This is a genomic window from Amycolatopsis sp. NPDC004747, from assembly GCF_053601335.1.
On the sequence record NZ_JBSGBQ010000002.1, the window covers coordinates 237,100 to 255,180 of the forward strand.

14 protein-coding genes are annotated in these 18,081 nt (G+C 70.8%); 4 read left to right on the top strand and 10 right to left on the bottom strand.

Features of this window, described 5'->3' with window-relative positions:
- Positions 1-156: 156 nt before the first annotated feature.
- The 9 genes from ACWEGE_RS03460 to ddaH all read right to left on the bottom strand — a co-directional run bounded on the left by ACWEGE_RS03460 (position 157) and on the right by ddaH (position 12,735).
- Positions 157-2,334 carry a bi-domain-containing oxidoreductase gene (locus tag ACWEGE_RS03460; protein ID WP_449658833.1) on the bottom strand — a complete coding sequence of 726 codons (2,178 nt, stop codon included), beginning with the start codon at positions 2,332-2,334 and terminating at the stop codon, positions 157-159.
- The gene (asnB, locus tag ACWEGE_RS03465) at positions 2,331-4,241 is read right to left on the bottom strand and encodes an asparagine synthase (glutamine-hydrolyzing) (protein WP_449658834.1); all 1,911 of its coding nucleotides are present in this window, start codon (positions 4,239-4,241) and stop codon (positions 2,331-2,333) included. Before asnB ends, ACWEGE_RS03460 begins: the two co-directional genes overlap by 4 nt.
- A 40-nt stretch (positions 4,242-4,281) precedes the next feature.
- Positions 4,282-6,090, bottom strand: a complete 1,809-nt coding sequence (locus tag ACWEGE_RS03470) for a Wzz/FepE/Etk N-terminal domain-containing protein (RefSeq protein ID WP_449658835.1) — start codon at positions 6,088-6,090, stop codon at positions 4,282-4,284.
- Entirely contained in the window at positions 6,087-7,445 is a 1,359-nt protein-coding gene (locus ACWEGE_RS03475; RefSeq protein ID WP_449658836.1) for an exopolysaccharide biosynthesis protein, read from the bottom strand. Before ACWEGE_RS03475 ends, ACWEGE_RS03470 begins: the two co-directional genes overlap by 4 nt.
- Positions 7,446-7,554: 109 nt before the next feature.
- The gene (locus ACWEGE_RS03480) at positions 7,555-8,736 is read right to left on the bottom strand and encodes a glycosyltransferase family 4 protein (RefSeq protein ID WP_449658837.1); all 1,182 of its coding nucleotides are present in this window, start codon (positions 8,734-8,736) and stop codon (positions 7,555-7,557) included.
- The gene (locus tag ACWEGE_RS03485) at positions 8,726-10,042 is read right to left on the bottom strand and encodes a nucleotide sugar dehydrogenase (RefSeq protein WP_449658838.1); all 1,317 of its coding nucleotides are present in this window, start codon (positions 10,040-10,042) and stop codon (positions 8,726-8,728) included. Before ACWEGE_RS03485 ends, ACWEGE_RS03480 begins: the two co-directional genes overlap by 11 nt.
- 194 nt (positions 10,043-10,236) lie before the next feature.
- Positions 10,237-10,935 (bottom strand): glycoside hydrolase family 75 protein, encoded by a 699-nt coding sequence (locus ACWEGE_RS03490; RefSeq protein ID WP_449658839.1) that lies wholly within the window; start codon positions 10,933-10,935, stop codon positions 10,237-10,239.
- A 222-nt stretch (positions 10,936-11,157) separates the two neighbouring features.
- Positions 11,158-11,817 carry a polysaccharide deacetylase family protein gene (locus ACWEGE_RS03495; protein ID WP_449658840.1) on the bottom strand — a complete coding sequence of 220 codons (660 nt, stop codon included), beginning with the start codon at positions 11,815-11,817 and terminating at the stop codon, positions 11,158-11,160.
- A gap of 81 nt (positions 11,818-11,898) precedes the next feature.
- Positions 11,899-12,735, bottom strand: a complete 837-nt coding sequence (gene ddaH / locus ACWEGE_RS03500; protein WP_449658841.1) for a dimethylargininase — start codon at positions 12,733-12,735, stop codon at positions 11,899-11,901.
- A 74-nt stretch (positions 12,736-12,809) separates the two neighbouring features.
- Between ddaH and ACWEGE_RS03505 the strand changes: the two genes are divergently transcribed.
- Positions 12,810-13,256, top strand: coding sequence for an Lrp/AsnC family transcriptional regulator (locus tag ACWEGE_RS03505; RefSeq protein ID WP_033261465.1), 447 nt, complete (start codon positions 12,810-12,812; stop codon positions 13,254-13,256).
- A 318-nt stretch (positions 13,257-13,574) separates the two neighbouring features.
- Here ACWEGE_RS03505 and ACWEGE_RS03510 read toward each other — a convergent pair whose 3' ends face one another.
- Positions 13,575-13,964 (bottom strand): hypothetical protein, encoded by a 390-nt coding sequence (locus ACWEGE_RS03510; protein WP_449658842.1) that lies wholly within the window; start codon positions 13,962-13,964, stop codon positions 13,575-13,577.
- Positions 13,965-13,990: 26 nt separating this feature from the next.
- On the opposite strand from ACWEGE_RS03510, the gene ACWEGE_RS03515 reads away from it, so the two are divergent.
- The 3 genes from ACWEGE_RS03515 (at position 13,991) to ACWEGE_RS03525 (ending at position 18,001) form a co-directional block, all read left to right on the top strand.
- A complete protein-coding gene (locus ACWEGE_RS03515) occupies positions 13,991-14,755 on the top strand; it encodes an enoyl-CoA hydratase (RefSeq protein ID WP_449658843.1) in 765 nt (254 codons plus the stop codon).
- Positions 14,756-15,014: 259 nt separating this feature from the next.
- Positions 15,015-16,940, top strand: coding sequence for a 2-oxoacid:acceptor oxidoreductase subunit alpha (locus tag ACWEGE_RS03520; protein WP_449658844.1), 1,926 nt, complete (start codon positions 15,015-15,017; stop codon positions 16,938-16,940).
- Entirely contained in the window at positions 16,937-18,001 is a 1,065-nt protein-coding gene (locus ACWEGE_RS03525) for a 2-oxoacid:ferredoxin oxidoreductase subunit beta (protein ID WP_449658845.1), read from the top strand. Before ACWEGE_RS03520 ends, ACWEGE_RS03525 begins: the two co-directional genes overlap by 4 nt.
- The last annotated feature ends 80 nt before the right edge of the window (positions 18,002-18,081 follow it).

Genomic DNA, 18,081 nt, shown 5'->3' on the forward strand with positions numbered 1-18,081 from the left:
CCCGAGCCGGAGCTGCACCCGGCCGGGTCGCGCACGCCAGCGCCGACCGGATCCCAGCCGCGCCCGGTACCGCCAAGCTCAGCAGGTCCCGCGGGGGCGGAACCGCAGCCAGCGGGTTCCTGCGCGGCGCGGCCCGCCGGTGTGACGCGACGGTTCTCATGCCGGGGCACCCGCCTTCTGCGGCAGCTCGATCCGCACCGGGGCCGCGTTTGCGGCGCTCGTCTGCGCGGCCAGGGTCGCCAGCGTCGTCGCGGCCAGGGAAGCGATCGAGATCGGCATCGGGCCGCCGGTGCGGACCGCCTCCAGGAATGCGTTGACCTCGGCCGCCTGACCCTTGTCGCGGCCCTTCGGGATGCGGGAGCTGGCCCACTTCTTGCGCGAATACACCGACGCGCGGACGAAGTCGTCGAACTTCAGGACCTTGCCGTCCGCGACGATGTCCAGGGTCTCCTTCGGGAAGCCCGACGAGCCCGTCTCCGCGTACGTGATGACCGCCGTCGAGCCGTCCGCGTAGCCGAGGGTCACCTGGAGGTCGCCCGTTGCGTACACCGAGACCGGGTCGGCGTCGAGGAGCCAGCTCACCGTGTCGATGAAGTGCCCGCCCTCGCCCGCGAACCGCGAACCTTCCGCATCCGTCTGGTTGTACCAGCTGCCGTGGTCGAGGCGGCCCGCGTTGACCAGGTACCGCACGCTCGCCGGGCCGACGCGCGGGCCGAACTGCTCGCGGGCTTCGTGCAGCAGCGGGGCGAACCGACGGTTGAAGCCGACCTGCAGCCGGTCGTTGCCCGACTCCTCGATCGCGTCCAGGACCTTCTGCAGTTCGGGCACAGACAACGCCAGCGGCTTCTCGACGAACACCGTCTTGCCCGCCAGCAGCGCCTGGCGGGTCAGCTCCGCGTGCGAGCTGTGCCGCGTCACGACGAACACCGCGTCGATCGAGCTGTCGCCGAGGACGTTGTCGATGTCCGTCGACGCCGCCGCGAAGCCGAACTTGCGCCGGGCGTTCGCGCCCGACAGCGCCGACGTCGTCGCCACGTGCTTGAGCTCCACGTCCGGACGCTCGACCAGGTGCGGCAGCAGCATCGACGACGCGTAGTTCCCCGCCCCGATGAAGCCCAGGCGCACCGGCTGCCCGGCCGGCAGGGAAGCCGCCGGCGAGGACGCCACGCCGACCCGCGCGGACGTCACGACCGGCTCCGTCAGAGCCACCGCGTCCGGGTAGCGGAACAGCACCGCCACTGCCTTCAACGCGCCCTCGTTCAGCGACTGGTACGTCGAGACGGCGTCAGAGAAGTCCGAGACGTGCGTGATCAGCGGCTCGACGTCCAGCCGGTCGCGGGCGATCAGGTCCAGCACGCACTCGAGGTTGCGGCGCTCGGTCCAGCGGACCTGGCCGATCGGGTAGTCCCGCCCCTCCAGCTCGTACGACGGGTCGTAGCGGCCCGGCCCGTAGGACCGCGAGAACCGGACGTCCAGCTCCTTCTCGTAGTAGGCGTTCCACGGCAGGTCGAGCTTGCACTTGCCGATGTCGATCACGCGGCCGCGGTCGCGCGAGAGCTTCGCCGCCAGCTCCACCGGGTCGTTCGTGTTGCCGCCGGCCGCCAGGTACGTCTGGTCGACGCCCGCGCCGTGCGTCAGCTCGTCCACGGCCGTGTCCACGATGCCGGACGCCGGGTGCGCGCAGGTCAACGCGCCGAGGCTCTCGGCGAGCTTGCAGCGCTCCGGGTCGGGGTCGACGCCGACGACGCGCACGCCGGACGACGTCAGCAGCTGCACCACCAGCTGGCCGATCAGGCCGAGGCCGATCACCAGCGCGACGTCGCCGATCTGCGGCTCGCCGCGGCGCACCCCCTGCATGGCGATCGACCCGACCGTGCCGAACGCGGCGTGCCGCGGGTCGACCCCGGCGGGCACCGGCGAGTAGAGGTTCTTGGGCACCCAGTTCAGCTCGGCGTGCAGGGCGTGCTCGTTGCCCGCGCAGGCCACCAGGTCGCCCACCGCCACGTCGGTGATCCCCTCGCCGACCTGCTCGACGACGCCGCACAGGGAGTAGCCGAGCGGGGTGTAGGAGTCCAGTTTGGACGTCACCTTGCGATAGGTCGCCGAAAGGCCGTTGGTGGCGACGCTCTGCATCACCTTCGCGACCTGGTCGGGCCGGGCCTTCGCCTTGCCCACCAGGGACATGCTGGCCTCGGACACCTTCATCATCTCGGTGCCGGTCGAGATCAGCGAGTACACCGTCCGCACCAGCACGCCGCCCGGCTTGCAGGCCGGCTCGGGCACCTCGAGGAGCGCCAGCTCACCGCTCTTGTAGTTCTGGACTACCTGCTTCACTTCGCTCCCGCTCCAGACATCGCGTTCCGGTACCAATACTCGAGGGTCAAGACGTGCCAGAGGTGCTTGCCGCGGTCTTCCTGGCCGGCGGCGTCCTCGGCGACCATGCGCTGCAACGCTTCCCGCTGCAGGAAGCCGGAAGAAACGAGCACGCCGTCGTTGACGACTTCACGCACCAGCGGCGCCAGGTCGCGGCTCATCCAGGCCCGCAGCGGCGCGCTGAACAGGCCCTTCGGCCGGTGCACGATCTCGCTGGGCAGGATGTTCAGCGCCGCGTTCTTCAGTGCGACCTTGCCGGCGCGGCCGACGATCTTCTTGTTCCCGGGGATCTTGAACGCCGCCCGCACGACCTCGACGTCGACGAACGGCGTCCGCACCTCGGTGGACGCCGCCATCGTCGAACGGTCGGTGTAGGTGAGGTTCAGCCCGGGCAGGAACATCCGCGAGTCGGCCAGGCACATCCGGTTGACGAAGTCGTCGAGGGCCTGGTCGTGGTAGGTGTCCGCGTGCTCGGTCAGAACCGAATCGACGTCGGCAGCCAGGTCCGGGTTCACCAGGCCGAGCAGCTCCGCGCGGTCGTACATCGTGTAGCTGCGCCGGAACGCCGTCTCCTCGGGCAGGCCGGCGAAGGACAGGAACCGCTTGGCGAACCGCACCGACCGGTACCCGCGCTTGGCCGACGCCACCGGCAGTCGGTCCACAACGGACTCAACCGGCCTGCGGACCGCGCCCGGCACCTTGTGGTAGCGCAGCGCGATCAGGTTCGCGAGGTGCTTGCGGTACCCGGCGAACAGCTCGTCGGCGCCCATCCCGGACAGCATCACCTTGACGCCGGCCTCGCGTGCGGCCGAGCAGATCAGGAACGAGTTGATCGCCGCCGGGTCGCCGATCGGCTCGTCGAGGTGGTAGGTCATCTTCGGCAGCAGGTCCAGCACCTGCGGCGCGATCTCGATCTCGTGCAGGTCGACGCCGAACTGCTGCGCCACGATCCGGGCGTACTTGAGGTCGTCCGGCATGGCCTCGAACTTCGCGTCCTCGGCCCGGAACCCGATGGTGTAGGCGGAGATCCCCGGCTGTGACCGCGCGGCCAGCGCGGTCAGGTAGCTGGAGTCCAGGCCGCCCGAAAGGAACGTCGCCACCGGGACGTCCGAGAGCAGGTGCTTGGCCGTCGACTCGGCGATCACGGAGTGCAGGTCGACCTCGCCGTCGAAGGCCGCGCCCTCCTCGGCGACCTCCCGCAGCGACCAGAACCGGCCGCGGTCGACCTGGCCGTCCGGCCGGCAGCGCAGCCAGGTGCCCGGCTGCAGCTTCTCCGCGCCCTGGTAGGCGCACCGGCTGTCCGGCACCCAGTAGTAGAGCAGCGACGCGATCAGCGCCGCGTTGTCGACCTGCAGCGACCCGCCGAGCTCGCCGGCGAGGGCCTTGAGCTCGGAGGCGAAGGCGACCCCGCCGTTGCGCTGGACGAAGAACAGCGGCTTGATGCCCAGCTGGTCGCGGACCAGGAACAGCTCGCCGGTGCCCTCCTCGAACAGCGCGAAGGCGAACATGCCGCGCAGCTTGGGCAAGCAGTCCGTGCCCCAGCGCCGCCACGCCTGCAGCAGCACTTCGGTGTCGGACGTCCCGCGGAAGCGGACGCCGGCCGCGGACAGCTCGGCCCGCAGCTCGGGCGCGTTGTAGAGCTCGCCGTTGTAGCTCAGCGCGAGCCCGTCGAGGGCCATCGGCTGGGCGCCCGTCTCGGACAGGTCGATGATCGACAGCCGCCGGTGGCCCAGGTGCACGGAGCCGGGGCCCGCCGTGTGCTCGTAGCGGCCGGAGCCGTCCGGGCCGCGGTGGGCCAGGGTCTTGGTCAGCCGGTCGGTGAGCGGCCCGCCGTCCGGCCAGAGGTAGGTGCCTGCGATGCCGCACATGGAGTGCGTTCCCCTTCGGTCGCGGCGCGGGTCAGGAGACTCACGCACTCTTTTCGGGGGTCTGGGTGGCGGAACCCCCGGCCCGGGGCGAAGCCCCGGTTGTCACATTGCTCTTTTCGGGTTCGAGATCGCCCTTGTGGTTCGGTTCGCCGTGATCTCGCTTGAACGGCGTCGGCCGCTTCGGGGGCTTGACCGGGGCGAATTTCTTCGTCGGCGCGTTCAGGTGGTCGGGAACGCTCACGCTGCCGGGCGGCGGCAGCGGCGAAGCCGGCGGCCTCGGCGTGGTGAGCGCGGGCGGGAGCACCGGCCGGACCGGCGAGAACCGCCGGGTCGGCGCTTCGGTCCGGGCGACGCGCTCGGCGACGCGGGCGACCAGCTCGTCGATGCGGTCTTCGCCCTCGGCCGGGGCGGGTTGCGCCGCCTTCCGGCCGCGCCCGCGCAACGCCGTGTGCAGGCCGTCCCACAGCGTCCCGTCGGACTTGTCGCGCGGGTCCGGGTCGACCAGCACGATGCCGAGGATCGGGATCTCCTGGTCGGCGAGCTGCCGCGCGACGGTGTGCAGCCACAGCGTGTTCGCGTGCCCGGCCTTCACGACCAGCACGGTCTCCTTGCCGAGGTGCTCCAGGTCGGTCCACGCCGTGCCCGGCGAGACCGTGCCGACACCGACGCGGCGCTCCTCCGGCTCTGCGGCGGGATCGCCGGCGCCGACCACGGAGACGTCGCTCTTGGTCTCCGCGACCAGCTTGCGGACGTCCTCGCCCGGCAGGTCGTCGACGACGCTCGCCGCGCCGTCGGCGGCCAGCTCCGTGGCGATGTCCAGGCTGAGCGCGGCGGCGACCTTCGGCGCGCCGAGCTCCAGCAGCGACACCCCGCGCGGGTCCTGCTTGATCAGGCGGACCAGCGTCGTGGCGACGCGCTGGCGCTCGGAGACCGCGCGCGAACGCCGCCACAGCCGGGCGGGCCCGCGCAGCTTCGACGGCAGCTGCGCGATCACGGACGCGCCGAGGTGCGTCGAGATCTCGCGGCGCAGCACCGGCCGATCGCGCGAAACCGCGCCGACGGCGACGAGCGCGAGCCCGAGGGCCAGGCCGAGCGCGAACCCGATGCCGGCGTTGGTCGCGGTCGTCTTGAGGAACGCCTTGGGCAGCACGCGGGCCGCGTCGACCACCTGGGTGCCCGCGGCGACCTGCGGGCTGCCGATGCCGGCCTGCTGGGCGCGCGAGGTGAAGTCCGAGATCTGCGCGGTGAGCGCGGCGCGGCGGCTGTAGAGGTTTTCGAGGGCGGGCTGGCTGGCCTGGCGGCCCTTGCCCTCCTCCTGGACGATCTGCTGCTCGACCTTGCCCAGCTCGTCCTGGGCGTTCTTGCGCTGGTCGAGGATGGCCTGCGACTGGGCGGCCGCGGCCGCCTGGCTGCGCTTGACGTGGTCGGCGATGAACGTCTCGGCCAGCGCCTGCGCCCGCGCCACGGCCTCCTCGCTGGTCTTGGCCTTGACGGTGATCTGCAGGATGTTGTTCGTCACCCCGAGCCCCGCGTAGTTCTTCATGAAGTCTTCGGGCGAATCCGTGCTGCCCAGCTTCTTCAGCGCGGCTCCGGCGATCTGGGTGGTCTGCAGCACGGCGACGTCGGTGCGCATCAGCGTGCCGCTGTCGGTCGGCGAGTCGTCCTGGTGGACCACGATCACCTTGGCGACCGCGGTCGGCGGCGCGGGCAGCACGACCGCGAGCACCGCGCCGGCGATGAGCCCGAGCAGCGCGGTGGCCAGCCAGAACCGCTTGCGGCGGCGGATCGCGACGAACAGGCGCTGCAGGTCGATGAGCGGCGCCGCCGGGGTTTCGGGGGTATTCGTCACGCCGAACCTGCCAAGGCTTTCTCGGGGGCTTCCGCCGCGGGTCCGGGTTTCTCCGGCTCGCTCGGCCGGACGGGGTGGGCGAGGACGGCGCCGACGATCTCCTGGCCGCCGTCGGTGCAGGCCTCGGCGAGCCGGACGAGCTGCCACGCGCTGCGCGTGCCGGCGCCGAGCACGACCAGGACCCCGGAACTCGCCGTGGCGTCCGGCACCGTCGGCCGGTCCGGCGAGAACTCGAAGACCCGCAGCGGCACGGACAGCCGGTCGGCCAGCTCGGCGAGCTGGGCGGCGGCCAGCCGCCCGGTCTCGTCGTCGTCGGCCACCAGCAGCAGGACGTCGGCGGGGCCGGTGGCCAGCCGGGCCAGCACCCGGCGGTAGCGGATGTCGCGGTTGACCTCGTCGGCCGAGGTGGCGACCGGCGGGAGCACCCACGGCCGGTCGCCGCCGAGCAGGCGCCGCACCTTGCCCACGAACCCGGTGGCCGGGGCGCGATCACCCTGCGGGGTGGTGACGTCGACGCCGGCCAGGATCGGCGCGCCCAGCGCGGACGCGATCTCCGGCTCGCCCCGCAGGCGCCGGTCGGTCCGGGCGGTGAACAGGTGGCCGAACACGCCCGCGAGGAAGAACAGCACCGCGCCCCCGGCGACGAGCTGCGTCATCGTCGGGGCCGCCGGCGACGTCGGGCGCTGGGACGGCCCGAGCACCACGGTGTTGCCGACGCCGGTGGCCAGGTCGGCCTGGTTCAGGTCGTTGATCGCCTGCTCCAGCGACGTCTTCAGCCCTTCGAGCTGGGTGCGGACCTGCACGCTCTCCACGGTCAGGTTGCCGCCGACGTTCTTGGCGAGGTCGCTGATCCGTTCCGTCGTCAGCTTGACCTGCTGGCGCAGCGACTCCCGCTGCTCCTGGGCCAGCTGCACCGAGGCGTCGGCGGAGTTGGTCGCCAGCTGCGTGGAGAACTTGACGTACTGCTGGGCGACCTGGTCGGCGAGCTGCTGGGCGTGCTCGGCGGTGTCGGCGGAGACGGTGATCGTCACGACGTTGCTCTGCGCCACCGACGTGCTGACCTGGTCCTTCAGGTCGGCGCCGCTGGGGTGCCACGGCAGCACGGCCGCGGCGCGGTCGAGCACGACCGACGCCTTCGCGATGTCCGCCTGGGTCAGCAGCTCGTCGGCCTGGCGCGGGCCCTGGAGCAGCACGCCCGCGGTGGTCTTGTAGCCGGGTGAGAACAGGATCGACGCTCCGGCGCCGACCAGCGCGCCCAGGATGGCGAGGGCGGCCAGCAGCCGCCACCGCCGTCGCAGGACCTGCCCGACCAGGGCCAGGCGCACCGTGTCGTCAGTCAACGGCGGGGTCTCCATTCCTGAGCCGGGTACGCCGAACGGGTTCAGTTAATCGGCCGGTTACCGGAGTCGTCGTCGGACCGGGAGCATTGGTTACAAGTCCGGTGAGTTCTTGACCGAACGGCGATCAGGACTTCACAGCGTGCTCATACGCGGCAAGAAGGGACTTCGCGGAGTTCTCCCAGGAGAGCGGACCCGCCACCCTGGCCTGGCCGAGTTTACCCATCCTGACCCGCTCTTCCGGGTCGTCGAGCAGCTGGGCGACGAGCTTCGCGAACGCCGACTCGTCGTTCGCCGGGGCGTAGACCGCCGCCTCGCCCGCCGAAACGCGCGCTTCGCGCAGTTCGAACGAGACGATCGGCTTGCTCATCGCCATGTACTCCATGACCTTGTTCATCGTGGAGACGTCGTTGAGCGGGTTCAGCGGGTCCGGCGAGAGGCAGACGTCGGCGGTGGACAGGTAGCGGACCAGGTCCTCGTCGGAGATCCGGCCGGTGAACTCGACCTGGTTGGCCAGCCCGAGCTTCGCCGAGAGCGCGACCATGTCGTCGAACGCGTCGCCGGAGCCGACGAACACCGCGTGCCAGTCGGTGCGGCCGACCTCGTCACGCAGCTTCGCGAGCGCGCGCAGGGCGTAGTCGACGCCGTCCTGCGGGCCCATCACGCCGAGGTAGGCGAGCAGGTACGGCTTGCCCTTCTTCAGCTCGGGCTCGGCGGGCACCTCGTGGAACCGCTCGACGACCGGGGCGCTGCGCACCACGAAGACGTCTTCGGGCTTCTTGCCGCCGCGGATCCGCGCGACCTGCTTGTAGCTTTCGTTCGTCGAGATGACGACGTCGGCGGCGCGGTAGGTGGCGCGTTCGAGCGCGCAGACCCCGCGGTAGAGCAGGTCCTGCCCGCGGTCGAACCGCGACAGGTACAGCTCGGGGCACAGGTCGTGCTGGTCGAAGATGAACTTCGCGCCGGAGCGCTTCAGGTACTTCGCGACCAGGTAGAGCAGGTCCGGCGGGTTGCAGGCGTGCACGACGTCGACCGGGCCGACCTTGCGGGCCAGCCGCAGCGTGTGCCACAGCGCGCTGCCGTACTCCTGCAGGTAGCCGGCGGGGCCGCCGGTCGCCGCCGTCAGCGGGTAGCGGTGGATGTGGACGCCGTCGACGACGGCTTCGGCCTCGGTGTCGCGTTTCGTGCCCTGCGGGCAGATCACGTGGACTTCCCACCCGGCGTCGCGCAGGGTCGTGGACTCCTGCCAGACCCGCCGGTCGAAGGGAACGGAGAGGTTCTCGACGAGGATGAGCGCTTTACCAGGCAAGACCGGCGTATCCCTCTTCAAGGCGACGCTCGGCGGCGTCGGGCAGGCGGACGAGGTCGATCAGGGCCCGGTCGCCACCGTGCGGCAGGGCCGCCAGCACGTCCGGGTCCTTGGTGCCCACGAGCAGGACGTCGGCGTGGTTCACGACTTCTTCGACGGTCCCGGCGAGCAGCTGGCCCAGGTGCGGCAGCCGGCTCTCGATGTACTCGCGGTTGGCGCCCATCAGCCGCGAGAGGCTGACGTTGGCGTCGTAGATCTTCAGGTCGAAACCCTTGCCGAGCAGCTTCTCGGCCAGCTCGACCAGCGGCGACTCGCGCAGGTCGTCGGTGCCCGGCTTGAACGACAGCCCGAACAGGCCGACCTTGCGCTTGCCGGTGCGCGCGACCAGGTCGAACGCCCGCTGCAGGTGTTCGTCGTTCGAGGCGAGCACGTGCGACAGGATCGGCACGTTGACGTCGGCGCGGTGCGCGGCGTAGACGAGCCCGCGCAGGTCCTTCGGCAGGCACGAGCCGCCGAAGGCGAACCCGGGCTTCAGGTAGGCCGGGCTGATGTTGAGCTTGGTGTCGGCGAGGAAGACGTCGATCACCTGGTGCGAGTCGAGGCCCAGTGCGCGGCAGATCGCGCCGAGCTCGTTCGCGAAGCCGATCTTCAGGCCGTGGAAGGAGTTGTCGGCGTACTTCGTCATTTCCGCGACCGGGATCGGCACCCGGAAGACCGGGCCGGGCAGCCCCTCGTACAGCCCGGCCACGGCGTCGCCGCTGGCTTCGTCGATCTCGCCGATCACGGTCTTCGGCGGGTCGAAGAAGTCGCGGACGCTGGTGCCCTCGCGCAGGAACTCCGGGTTCACCGCGACCCCGAAATCGACCCCGGCGGTGCGGCCCGAGGCCTTCTCCAGGATCGGGACCAGCAGGTCGAGGCAGGTGCCGGGCAGCATCGTGCTGCGGAAGACGACGGTGTGCCGCTCGCTCTTCTTCGCGAGCGCTTCGCCGATTTCCTCGGCCACCCGCTCGAGGTAGACCGTGGACAGGCTGCCGTTCGGCGCCGACGGCGTACCGACGCAGACCAGCGAGATCTCACTGTCGGCGACGGCTTCCGCGACGTCGGTCGTCGCTCTCAGCGCGCCGCTCGCGACCACCTCGGCGGTCAGCTCGCCGATCCGCTCCTCGACCACCGGGGCGTTGCCCTGGGTGATGAGGTCGATCTTCACCGGGTTGACGTCCACGCCGACCACCCGGTGCCCCTGCCCCGCCAGGCACGCGGCGGAGACACAGCCGACGTAACCGAGCCCGAAGACACTGATCTTCACGCCAAAACCTCCGCTATTCCGCGCGACCCTCAAGTTGGTCGGCGGGCGCCCCTGGATCGTTACCGCGGGCGTGGCGAACGGGGGACAGCGTGAGACTGCGGTGAGACGCAAGGGATTCGAGTGAGAATTGCGTCTCGATCCGGCGGCGAACCGTGGCCGTCAACCACGATTCGCCGCCGGGCCGTGAATAGGTGTCAGTTGTTGTTCACGAACGTGGTGGCGAGGCTTTGTCCCTTGCTGACCGCGTTGGAGTGGTTCTCGATCGGCGAGACCGTCGAGTTCTTGAAGCAGATGTAGGTGACGCCGGAGTCGGTGCCGCCGTTGGACGGGTCCGGGTTGATGCCGAGGTCCTTCGCCGTGGCGTAGGAGGCTTCGCCGATGATCTGCGACGGCCCGGTGTCGCCGATGACGGTGTACTCGACCTTGCCGTTGTAGATCACCGCGCAGGAACCGCCGCCCTTGAGGCCGGAGGAGGAGTACTTCCAGATGCTGCTGGAGCTCGGCACGACGATGTAGGGCAGCTTCGCGGCGTTGAGCGGCTTGCCGTCGGACTGGTGGAACGCGGTGTCGTCCTGGAAGCAGCAGTCGGTGTTCTCGTTGCACTGCGAGGTGCGCTGGCCGTCGCAGTCGATGTCCATGTCGGCTTTCCAGAAGACCGCGCCGTTGGCGTCGCAGATGGCGACCGTTTTGCTCGAAACGTCTTCGTCGGTCTTGTACTTGCCGTTGGAGATCTGCTTGCAGCCGGTGGTCTTGGCGAGCAGCTGGGCCGCGGTCGGGGCGGCATCGACGGTGGCCGGCTGCGCGGCGGCCGGGGCGGGCGACGCCGACGCGAGGGCCGACGGCATCACGGCCGCCGCCAGCGCGAGCGTCGCGAGCAGGATCAGTTTCCGCATTCCTGGTGCTCCCTTTAGTTAGGAAACTTTCCTTACGGCGGCGGAGCATCAGGATGCACCCGGGCCACGGGCGCGTTCAAGACCCGTGGGTGCGGGAATTTCCCATCAGGTGGCCGGAGTTGACGAAAACGCTGCTCATCGGACCGGGACGCGGGGGACCGGTTCGGCGGGTGTCCCGTTGGCCGGGACGCGGCCGCCCCGCCCGGAACCGGCGAACGGCACCTAACGGGCAGCGCGGCGGAACAGGCGGTTCGCCCAGCGCACCGCCCGCCGCCGGGAGCCGTCGAGCAGGCCGTCGAGCCAGTCGCCGTCCAGGTCGTGCGGGAGCTCGGTGCGCGCCTGCAGCCAGCCGTCGCGGCGGGCCGCGCCGCCGTCGCTGGAGTAGACGCGGGTGGCGCCCGCCTGCCGCAGCCGCGCGAGCACCCGCCGGTCGTAGGCGCCGAACGGCAGCGAGTACCGCCGCACCGGCCGGCCGCAGAGGTCGCCGAGCAGCTTCGGCGCGTCCTTCAGCTCGCGGTCGGCGTGCCGGTCGTCGAGCCGCCGCCAGTCCCGCGGTTCCCAGCCGTGCGAGCCGATCTCCATCCCGGCGCGCGCGAGCTCGCACAGGCCGTCGCGGTCGAGGTAGCCGCGCTGCCCGAGCCGTCCGGCCAGCGGGAAGAACTCCGCCGTCAGCCCGCGGTCGGCCAGCCGCGGCAGCACGATCTCGACGTCGGAATCGTTGCCGTCGTCGAAGGTCAGCCGGACGTCCTCGTGGTCCGCGGCGGCGTCGAGGACGCGCTCGAACTGGTCGACGGTCAGCCAGCGCTCGTCTTCGCCGGGGTCGAGCTGGCGCGCCGGCCTGCCCACGCCGTGCACGGCGAGGATCACCGTCACCACTCCCACCGCCTGCCACCGTGAGTAGTCGATTTGCTACTTCGATTAATCGCCGTGGCAAACGGGTGAGTTACACGTTTTCGCTGTTATTCAGCCTTTGCGGATTTCGAGCGTGCAGCACTTCGGGCCGCCGCCGGCTTTGCGCAGCTCAGAGATGTCGACGTAGACGGGTTCGTACCCACGTGCGACCAGAAGTTCACCCAGACGGGCGGCCTCGATCGGCAGCACGACGTTACGTCCGTCGGACACGCCGTTGAGGCCGAAGCACTCGGCGTCTTCCCGGGTGGCGAGCACCGCGTCCGGGAACAGCCGCTCCAGCACGCGGCACGAGCCGGCCGAGAAGGCCTCCGGGTAGTAGGCGATCTGCGCGCGGGTGGTGTCGGTCGCCTCGGCGAGCACGAACAGGGCGGTGTCGAGGTGGTAGTAGCGCGGGTCGACCAGCTGCAGCGAGACGACCGGGACGCCGAGCACTTCCTGTGCTTCGGCGTGCGCGGCCGGATCGGTGCGGAAGCCGGTGCCGGCGAGCAGCAGGTTTCCGGTCCAGGCGAAGTCGCCTTCGGCCTCGTTGATCTTCTCCGGCATGGTGATGTCGCGGTAGCCGTGCTCGACGAACCAGCGGCGGAAGTGCTCGGCCTCGGCGGCGCGCTGCGGGGCGCGGAACCGCGAGCCGAGCACGCGGCCGTCGACGACGGTGCCGGAGTTGGCGGCGAAGACCATGTCGGGCAGGCCGGGCTGGGGCTCGATCTCCTCGACGGTGTGGCCGAGGCGGCGGTAGGTGTCGCGCAGCTCGGTCCACTGCGCGACGGCTTTGTCCGCGCTGACCGGCTGGGTCGGGTCCATCCAGGGGTTGATCACGTAGTCCACCGCGAAGAAGCGCGGCGGGCACATGAGGTATCGACGAGTGGTCGGTACGCGCATCGCCTGCATGGTTGCAGGGTAAGGCGCGCCTAATATCGCAATCAATCGCTGTTCGCTGCGCATATCTGTGCTAAATGTTGCGTGTGAACACCATCGACCAGCGAATCGTTTCGTGTCTCGTGGCGAACGCGCGCTCCAGCTACGCGGAGATCGGCAAGGTGGTCGGCCTGTCCGCGCCGGCGGTGAAGAGGCGCGTCGACCGCCTGCTGGAAACGGGCATCCTGCGCGGCTTCACGGCGGTGGTCGACCCGGAGGCGCTGGGCTGGGGAACGGAGGCGTTCGTCGAGGTCACGTGCCAGGGCAACATCACGCCGGCCCGCATCCGAGCCCGCTTGGAGCCCCTGCCGGAGGTGGTGGCGGCGTACACGGTCTCGGGCGCGGCGGACGCCATCGTCCACCTCCGGGCGGCGGACATCCACCACCTGGAGACGGCACTGGAGCGGCTGCGCGGACTGGAGATCGTGGACCGGACGGTGTCGACGGTGGTGCTCTCGCGGCTGCTGGAGCGGCCGCCTACTCCGGAGCAGTGAGGCCTCCGGCCCCCGGTTTCCAGCGTACCGGCGGGGTCCGACGGTTCCGGGCGAGGCCTTGATGCCTGCGCACAGGTTGGCGGCCTTGTGGACAAGTGCGCGCCCCTGGGGCGTCGAGATCGCGAAACCGTCGGCCCTCGCCGATACGCTGGTCACCGGGGGCCGGAGGCCGCCCTCGGCCGCCTGGAGCGCTGCGGCCGCCCCCGGACGCCTCAGCCGTCCAGCGACCGCCTTGCCAGTGCTCCAGCGACCGCAGCGGCCGACGCCTCGGCCACTCAGCGCTCGCCGCGCCTCGGGCCCCACAGCACCACCGAGACCTCAACCACCCAACGCCCGCAGCACCGCCGGCGCTTCATCCGGGTGCAGCCGCAGCTCCGTCCGGCCGCCCGCCCCGTGGAACGTCACCGCCTGCCGGTCCACCGCCTGCATCGTCAGCTCCCCCGGCTCGAACACCACCGGCTCCGCACCCACCGACCGCCACCGCACCGGCCCGTCCCCCACCACCAGCCACCCGCGCCGCTCACGTCCGGACGTCAGCTCCTCGGACCGCAGCACGCACGGGTACTCCACCCTCGCGCCACGAGCCGACGCCGCGGCCCGGGCCCGGCGGCGGCGTCCTCCGAACAGCTCGGCCGTGTCGATCACCGTCAGCAGGTTGCCCACCAGCACGACGATGCCCTTGACCAGCACCCCGACCAGTTCCCCCATGCACCCAGCCTGCCACGCTGAGCCCCATGACCGACAGCATCGTCAGCGAGCACTCCGGCGGCATCGCCCTGCTGACCGTCGACGCGCCCGGCAGCCGCAACGCGCTGACCCTCGACCTCTCCGCTCAGCTCAAGGAAGCCGTCGAGGCCGCCGAACGGGATGACGCCGTGCACGCCGTCGTCGTCACCGGCACCCCGCCCGCCTTCTGCGCCGGCGCCGACCTCGATGCACTGGCCAACGCCGACGAAACCGGTCTGCGCGCCATCTACGAAGGCTTCCTCGCCGTCGCCCGGTGCGAGCTCCCGACCATCGCCGCCGTCGGGGGTGCCGCCGTCGGGGCCGGGCTGAACCTCGCCCTCGCCGCCGACGTCCGGCTGGCCGGGCCGCGGGCGAAGTTCGTCGCCCGGTTCCTCGAACTCGGGCTGCACCCCGGCGGCGGGATGACCTGGATGACGCAGCGGATCGCCGGCCCGCAGCAGGCCGCCGCCATGACGTTGTTCGGGCAGCCGCTCGACGCCGAGGCCGCGGTGCGCGCCGGGCTGGCGCTGCGCGTGGTCGACGGCGGCCATGACGAACTGCTGACGGCCGCGCGTGACCTCGCTCACGCCGCCGTCGCCGCGCCGCGGGAAGCGCTGATCGCCACCAAGCGCAGTCTCCGCACCACCGCGGGCCTGGCCGAACACCGCGCCGCCGTGGACGTCGAGATCCGGCCGCAGCTGGCGTCGCTGGCGTCTCCGGAGTTCGCCGAACGGCTTTCCCTGGTGCGGGACCGGATCCGTTCTCGGCCGTGACTCGAGCCGGAGGTCCTACCCTCCCGGGAGACACGCATCACAACGCAGCGCAGCAACTAGCCGTTACCATCAGTTACAGGTAATCGGCGGACCTGCGAGGGGACATCGAAGAGCACCGATGAGGTCGCCCAACACCCGGGACACTACCAACATCGGTGTTGAGGGCGAGCTAACCTCGAGAGTAGACCTGGTGAACGCAGCCGCGGCACCGGCAGGCGAACGGAAGCCGTACCGTCGGGAGAGAGGGAATCCCTGACCCATGAGCACGAGTGCGAACGGCAACGGCGCTGGCCACGGCTCGCTCGCCGCAACCAGGCCGACCGAGGTCAGCAAGCTGGACCGGGTGGTCATCCGGTTCGCGGGCGACTCCGGTGACGGCATGCAGCTGACCGGCGACCGGTTCACGTCCGAGGCCGCCGCGTTCGGCAACGACCTGTCGACGATGCCGAACTTCCCCGCCGAGATCCGCGCGCCACAGGGCACGATCCCCGGCGTCTCGAGCTTCCAGGTGCACTTCGCCGACTACGACATCCTCACCCCCGGCGACCGCCCGGACGTGCTGGTGGCGATGAACCCGGCCGCGCTGAAGGCGAACCTCGGCGACGTCCCGCACGGCGGCACGATCATCCTCAACACCGACGAGTTCATCAAGCGCAACCTGACCAAGGTCGGCTACGCCACGGACCCGCTGGACGACGACACGCTCGCCCCCTACCAGGTGCACCGGGTCGCCATGTCGACGCTGACCCAGGGCGCGCTCGCCGACACCGGCCTCGGCAAGAAGGACGCCGAGCGCTGCAAGAACATGTTCGCGCTCGGCCTGCTGTCGTGGATGTACCACCGGCCGACCGAGGGCACCGAGCGGTTCCTGCGCGAGAAGTTCGCGAAGAAGCCGGACATCGCCGAGGCGAACATCCTGGCCTTCCGCGCGGGCTGGAACTACGGCGAGACCACCGAGTCGTTCGCGACGACGTTCCAGGTCGCGCCGGCGAAGCTGACCCAGGGCACCTACCGGCAGATCACCGGCAACACCGCGCTGGCGTACGGGATCGTCGCCGCCGGCCAGCGCTCCGGCCTGCAGATCCTGCTCGGCACGTACCCGATCACCCCGGCCTCGGACATCCTCCACGAGCTGTCCAAGCACAAGAACTTCGGCATCATCACCTTCCAGGCCGAGGACGAGATCGCCGGCATCGGCGCCGCGCTCGGCGCGTCCTACGGCGGCGCGCTCGGCGTCACCTCGACGTCCGGGCCGGGTGTCGCGCTGAAGTCCGAAGCCGTCGGCCTCGGCGTGATGGTCGAGCTGCCGCTGGTCGTCATCGACGTCCAGCGCGGCGGCCCGTCCACCGGCCTGCCGACCAAGACCGAGCAGGCCGACCTGCTGCAGGCGATGTTCGGCCGCAACGGCGAGTCGCCGGTCCCGATCATCGCGCCGCTGTCGCCGGCGGACTGCTTCGACGCCGCCGTCGAGGCCACCCGCATCGCGCTGAAGTACCGCACGCCGGTGCTGCTGCTCTCGGACGGCGCGATCGCGAACGGCTCCGAGCCGTGGCTGATCCCGGACGTCGACAAGCTGCCGGACCTGCGCGTCGAGTTCGCCACCGAACCCAACGCGGACAACGGCTCCGGCGAGTTCTGGCCGTACGTCCGCGACCCCGAGACCCTCGCCCGCGCCTGGGCGATCCCGGGCACGCCGGGGCTGCAGCACCGCATCGGCGGGCTGGAGAAGGCCGACAAGACCGGCCACATCTCCTACGACCCGGACAACCACGACAAGATGGTCCGGCTGCGGCAGGCGAAGGTCGACGGCATCGACGTCCCCGACCTCGTCGTCGACGACCCGAGTGGCGGCAAGGCCCGCGTGCTCGCGCTGGGCTGGGGCAGCTCGTTCGGCCCGATCGGCGCGGCCTGCCGCCGCGTGCGCAAGCTCGGCCTGCCGATCGCGCAGGCGCACCTGCGGCACCTCAACCCGTTGCCGGCCAACCTGGGCGACATCCTGCGCAGCTACGACAAGGTCGTGGTGCCGGAGATGAACCTCGGCCAGCTCGCGCTGCTGCTGCGGGCCAAGTACCTGGTGGACGTCCACTCGCACACGAAGGTCGCCGGCCTGCCGTTCAAGGCCGAAGAGCTGCAGAACCTGTTCTCGGAGATCATCACCGGCGTTGCTACGGAGGCGGCGAAATGACCGCAATCGATCTGGGGATACCCAACCTCGGTGGCCTGGACCTTGTGCCCACCACCGACGAGCCGCAGAAGGCCAAGGACTACAAGTCGGACCAGGAGGTCCGCTGGTGTCCCGGCTGCGGCGACTACGTCGTGCTGAACGCGGTCCAGTCCTTTCTGCCGACGCTCGGCCTCAAGCGCGAGAACATCGTGTTCGTCTCGGGCATCGGCTGCTCGTCGCGGTTCCCGTACTACCTGAACACCTACGGCATGCACTCGATCCACGGCCGCGCGCCGTCGATCGCGACCGGCCTGGCCACCACGCGGCCGGACCTGTCGGTGTGGGTCGTCACCGGTGACGGCGACGCGCTGTCCATCGGCGGCAACCACCTGATCCACGCGCTGCGCCGCAACGTGAACATCAAGATCCTGCTGTTCAACAACCGGATCTACGGGCTGACCAAGGGCCAGTACTCCCCGACGTCCGGGCAGGGCATGGTCACGAAGTCGACGCCGATGGGTTCGGTGGACACGCCGTTCAACCCGCTTTCGCTGGCGATCGGCGCCGAGGCGTCGTTCGTGGGCCGGGCGATGGACTCCGACCGCAAGGGCCTGACCGAGGTCCTGCAGGCGGCGGCGCAGCACCGTGGCTCGGCGCTGGTCGAGATCTACCAGAACTGCCCGATCTTCAACGACGGCGCGTTCGACGTCCTCAAGGACGCCGACGAGGCCGCGACGCGCCTGATCCCGCTGCGCGCGGGCGAGCCGATCCGCTTCGGCCCCAACCAGGAGTTCGGCGTCAAGCGCGGCGACTGGGGCGGCCTGGACGTCGCCAAGGTCGCGGACATCGGCGAAGACAACATCGTGGTGCACGACCCGTCGATCACGGACACGTCGTACGCGTTCGCGCTGTCGCGCCTGGGCGACCAGAACCTCAACCACGTCCCGACGGGCATCCTCCGCCAGGTCGAGCGCCCGACGTACGACGACGGCGCCCGCGCCCAGGTCGAGGAGGCCCGCGCGGCCCGCAAGCCGGACCTGCAGGGCCTGCTGCGCGGCAAGGACACCTGGACGGTCGCGTAACCGCTGCTTCCCCGGAGGCCGCCATGCCCGGTGCATGGCGGCCTCCGGCGTTTCCGGGCTTGCCCCAGTCGGGACGCATG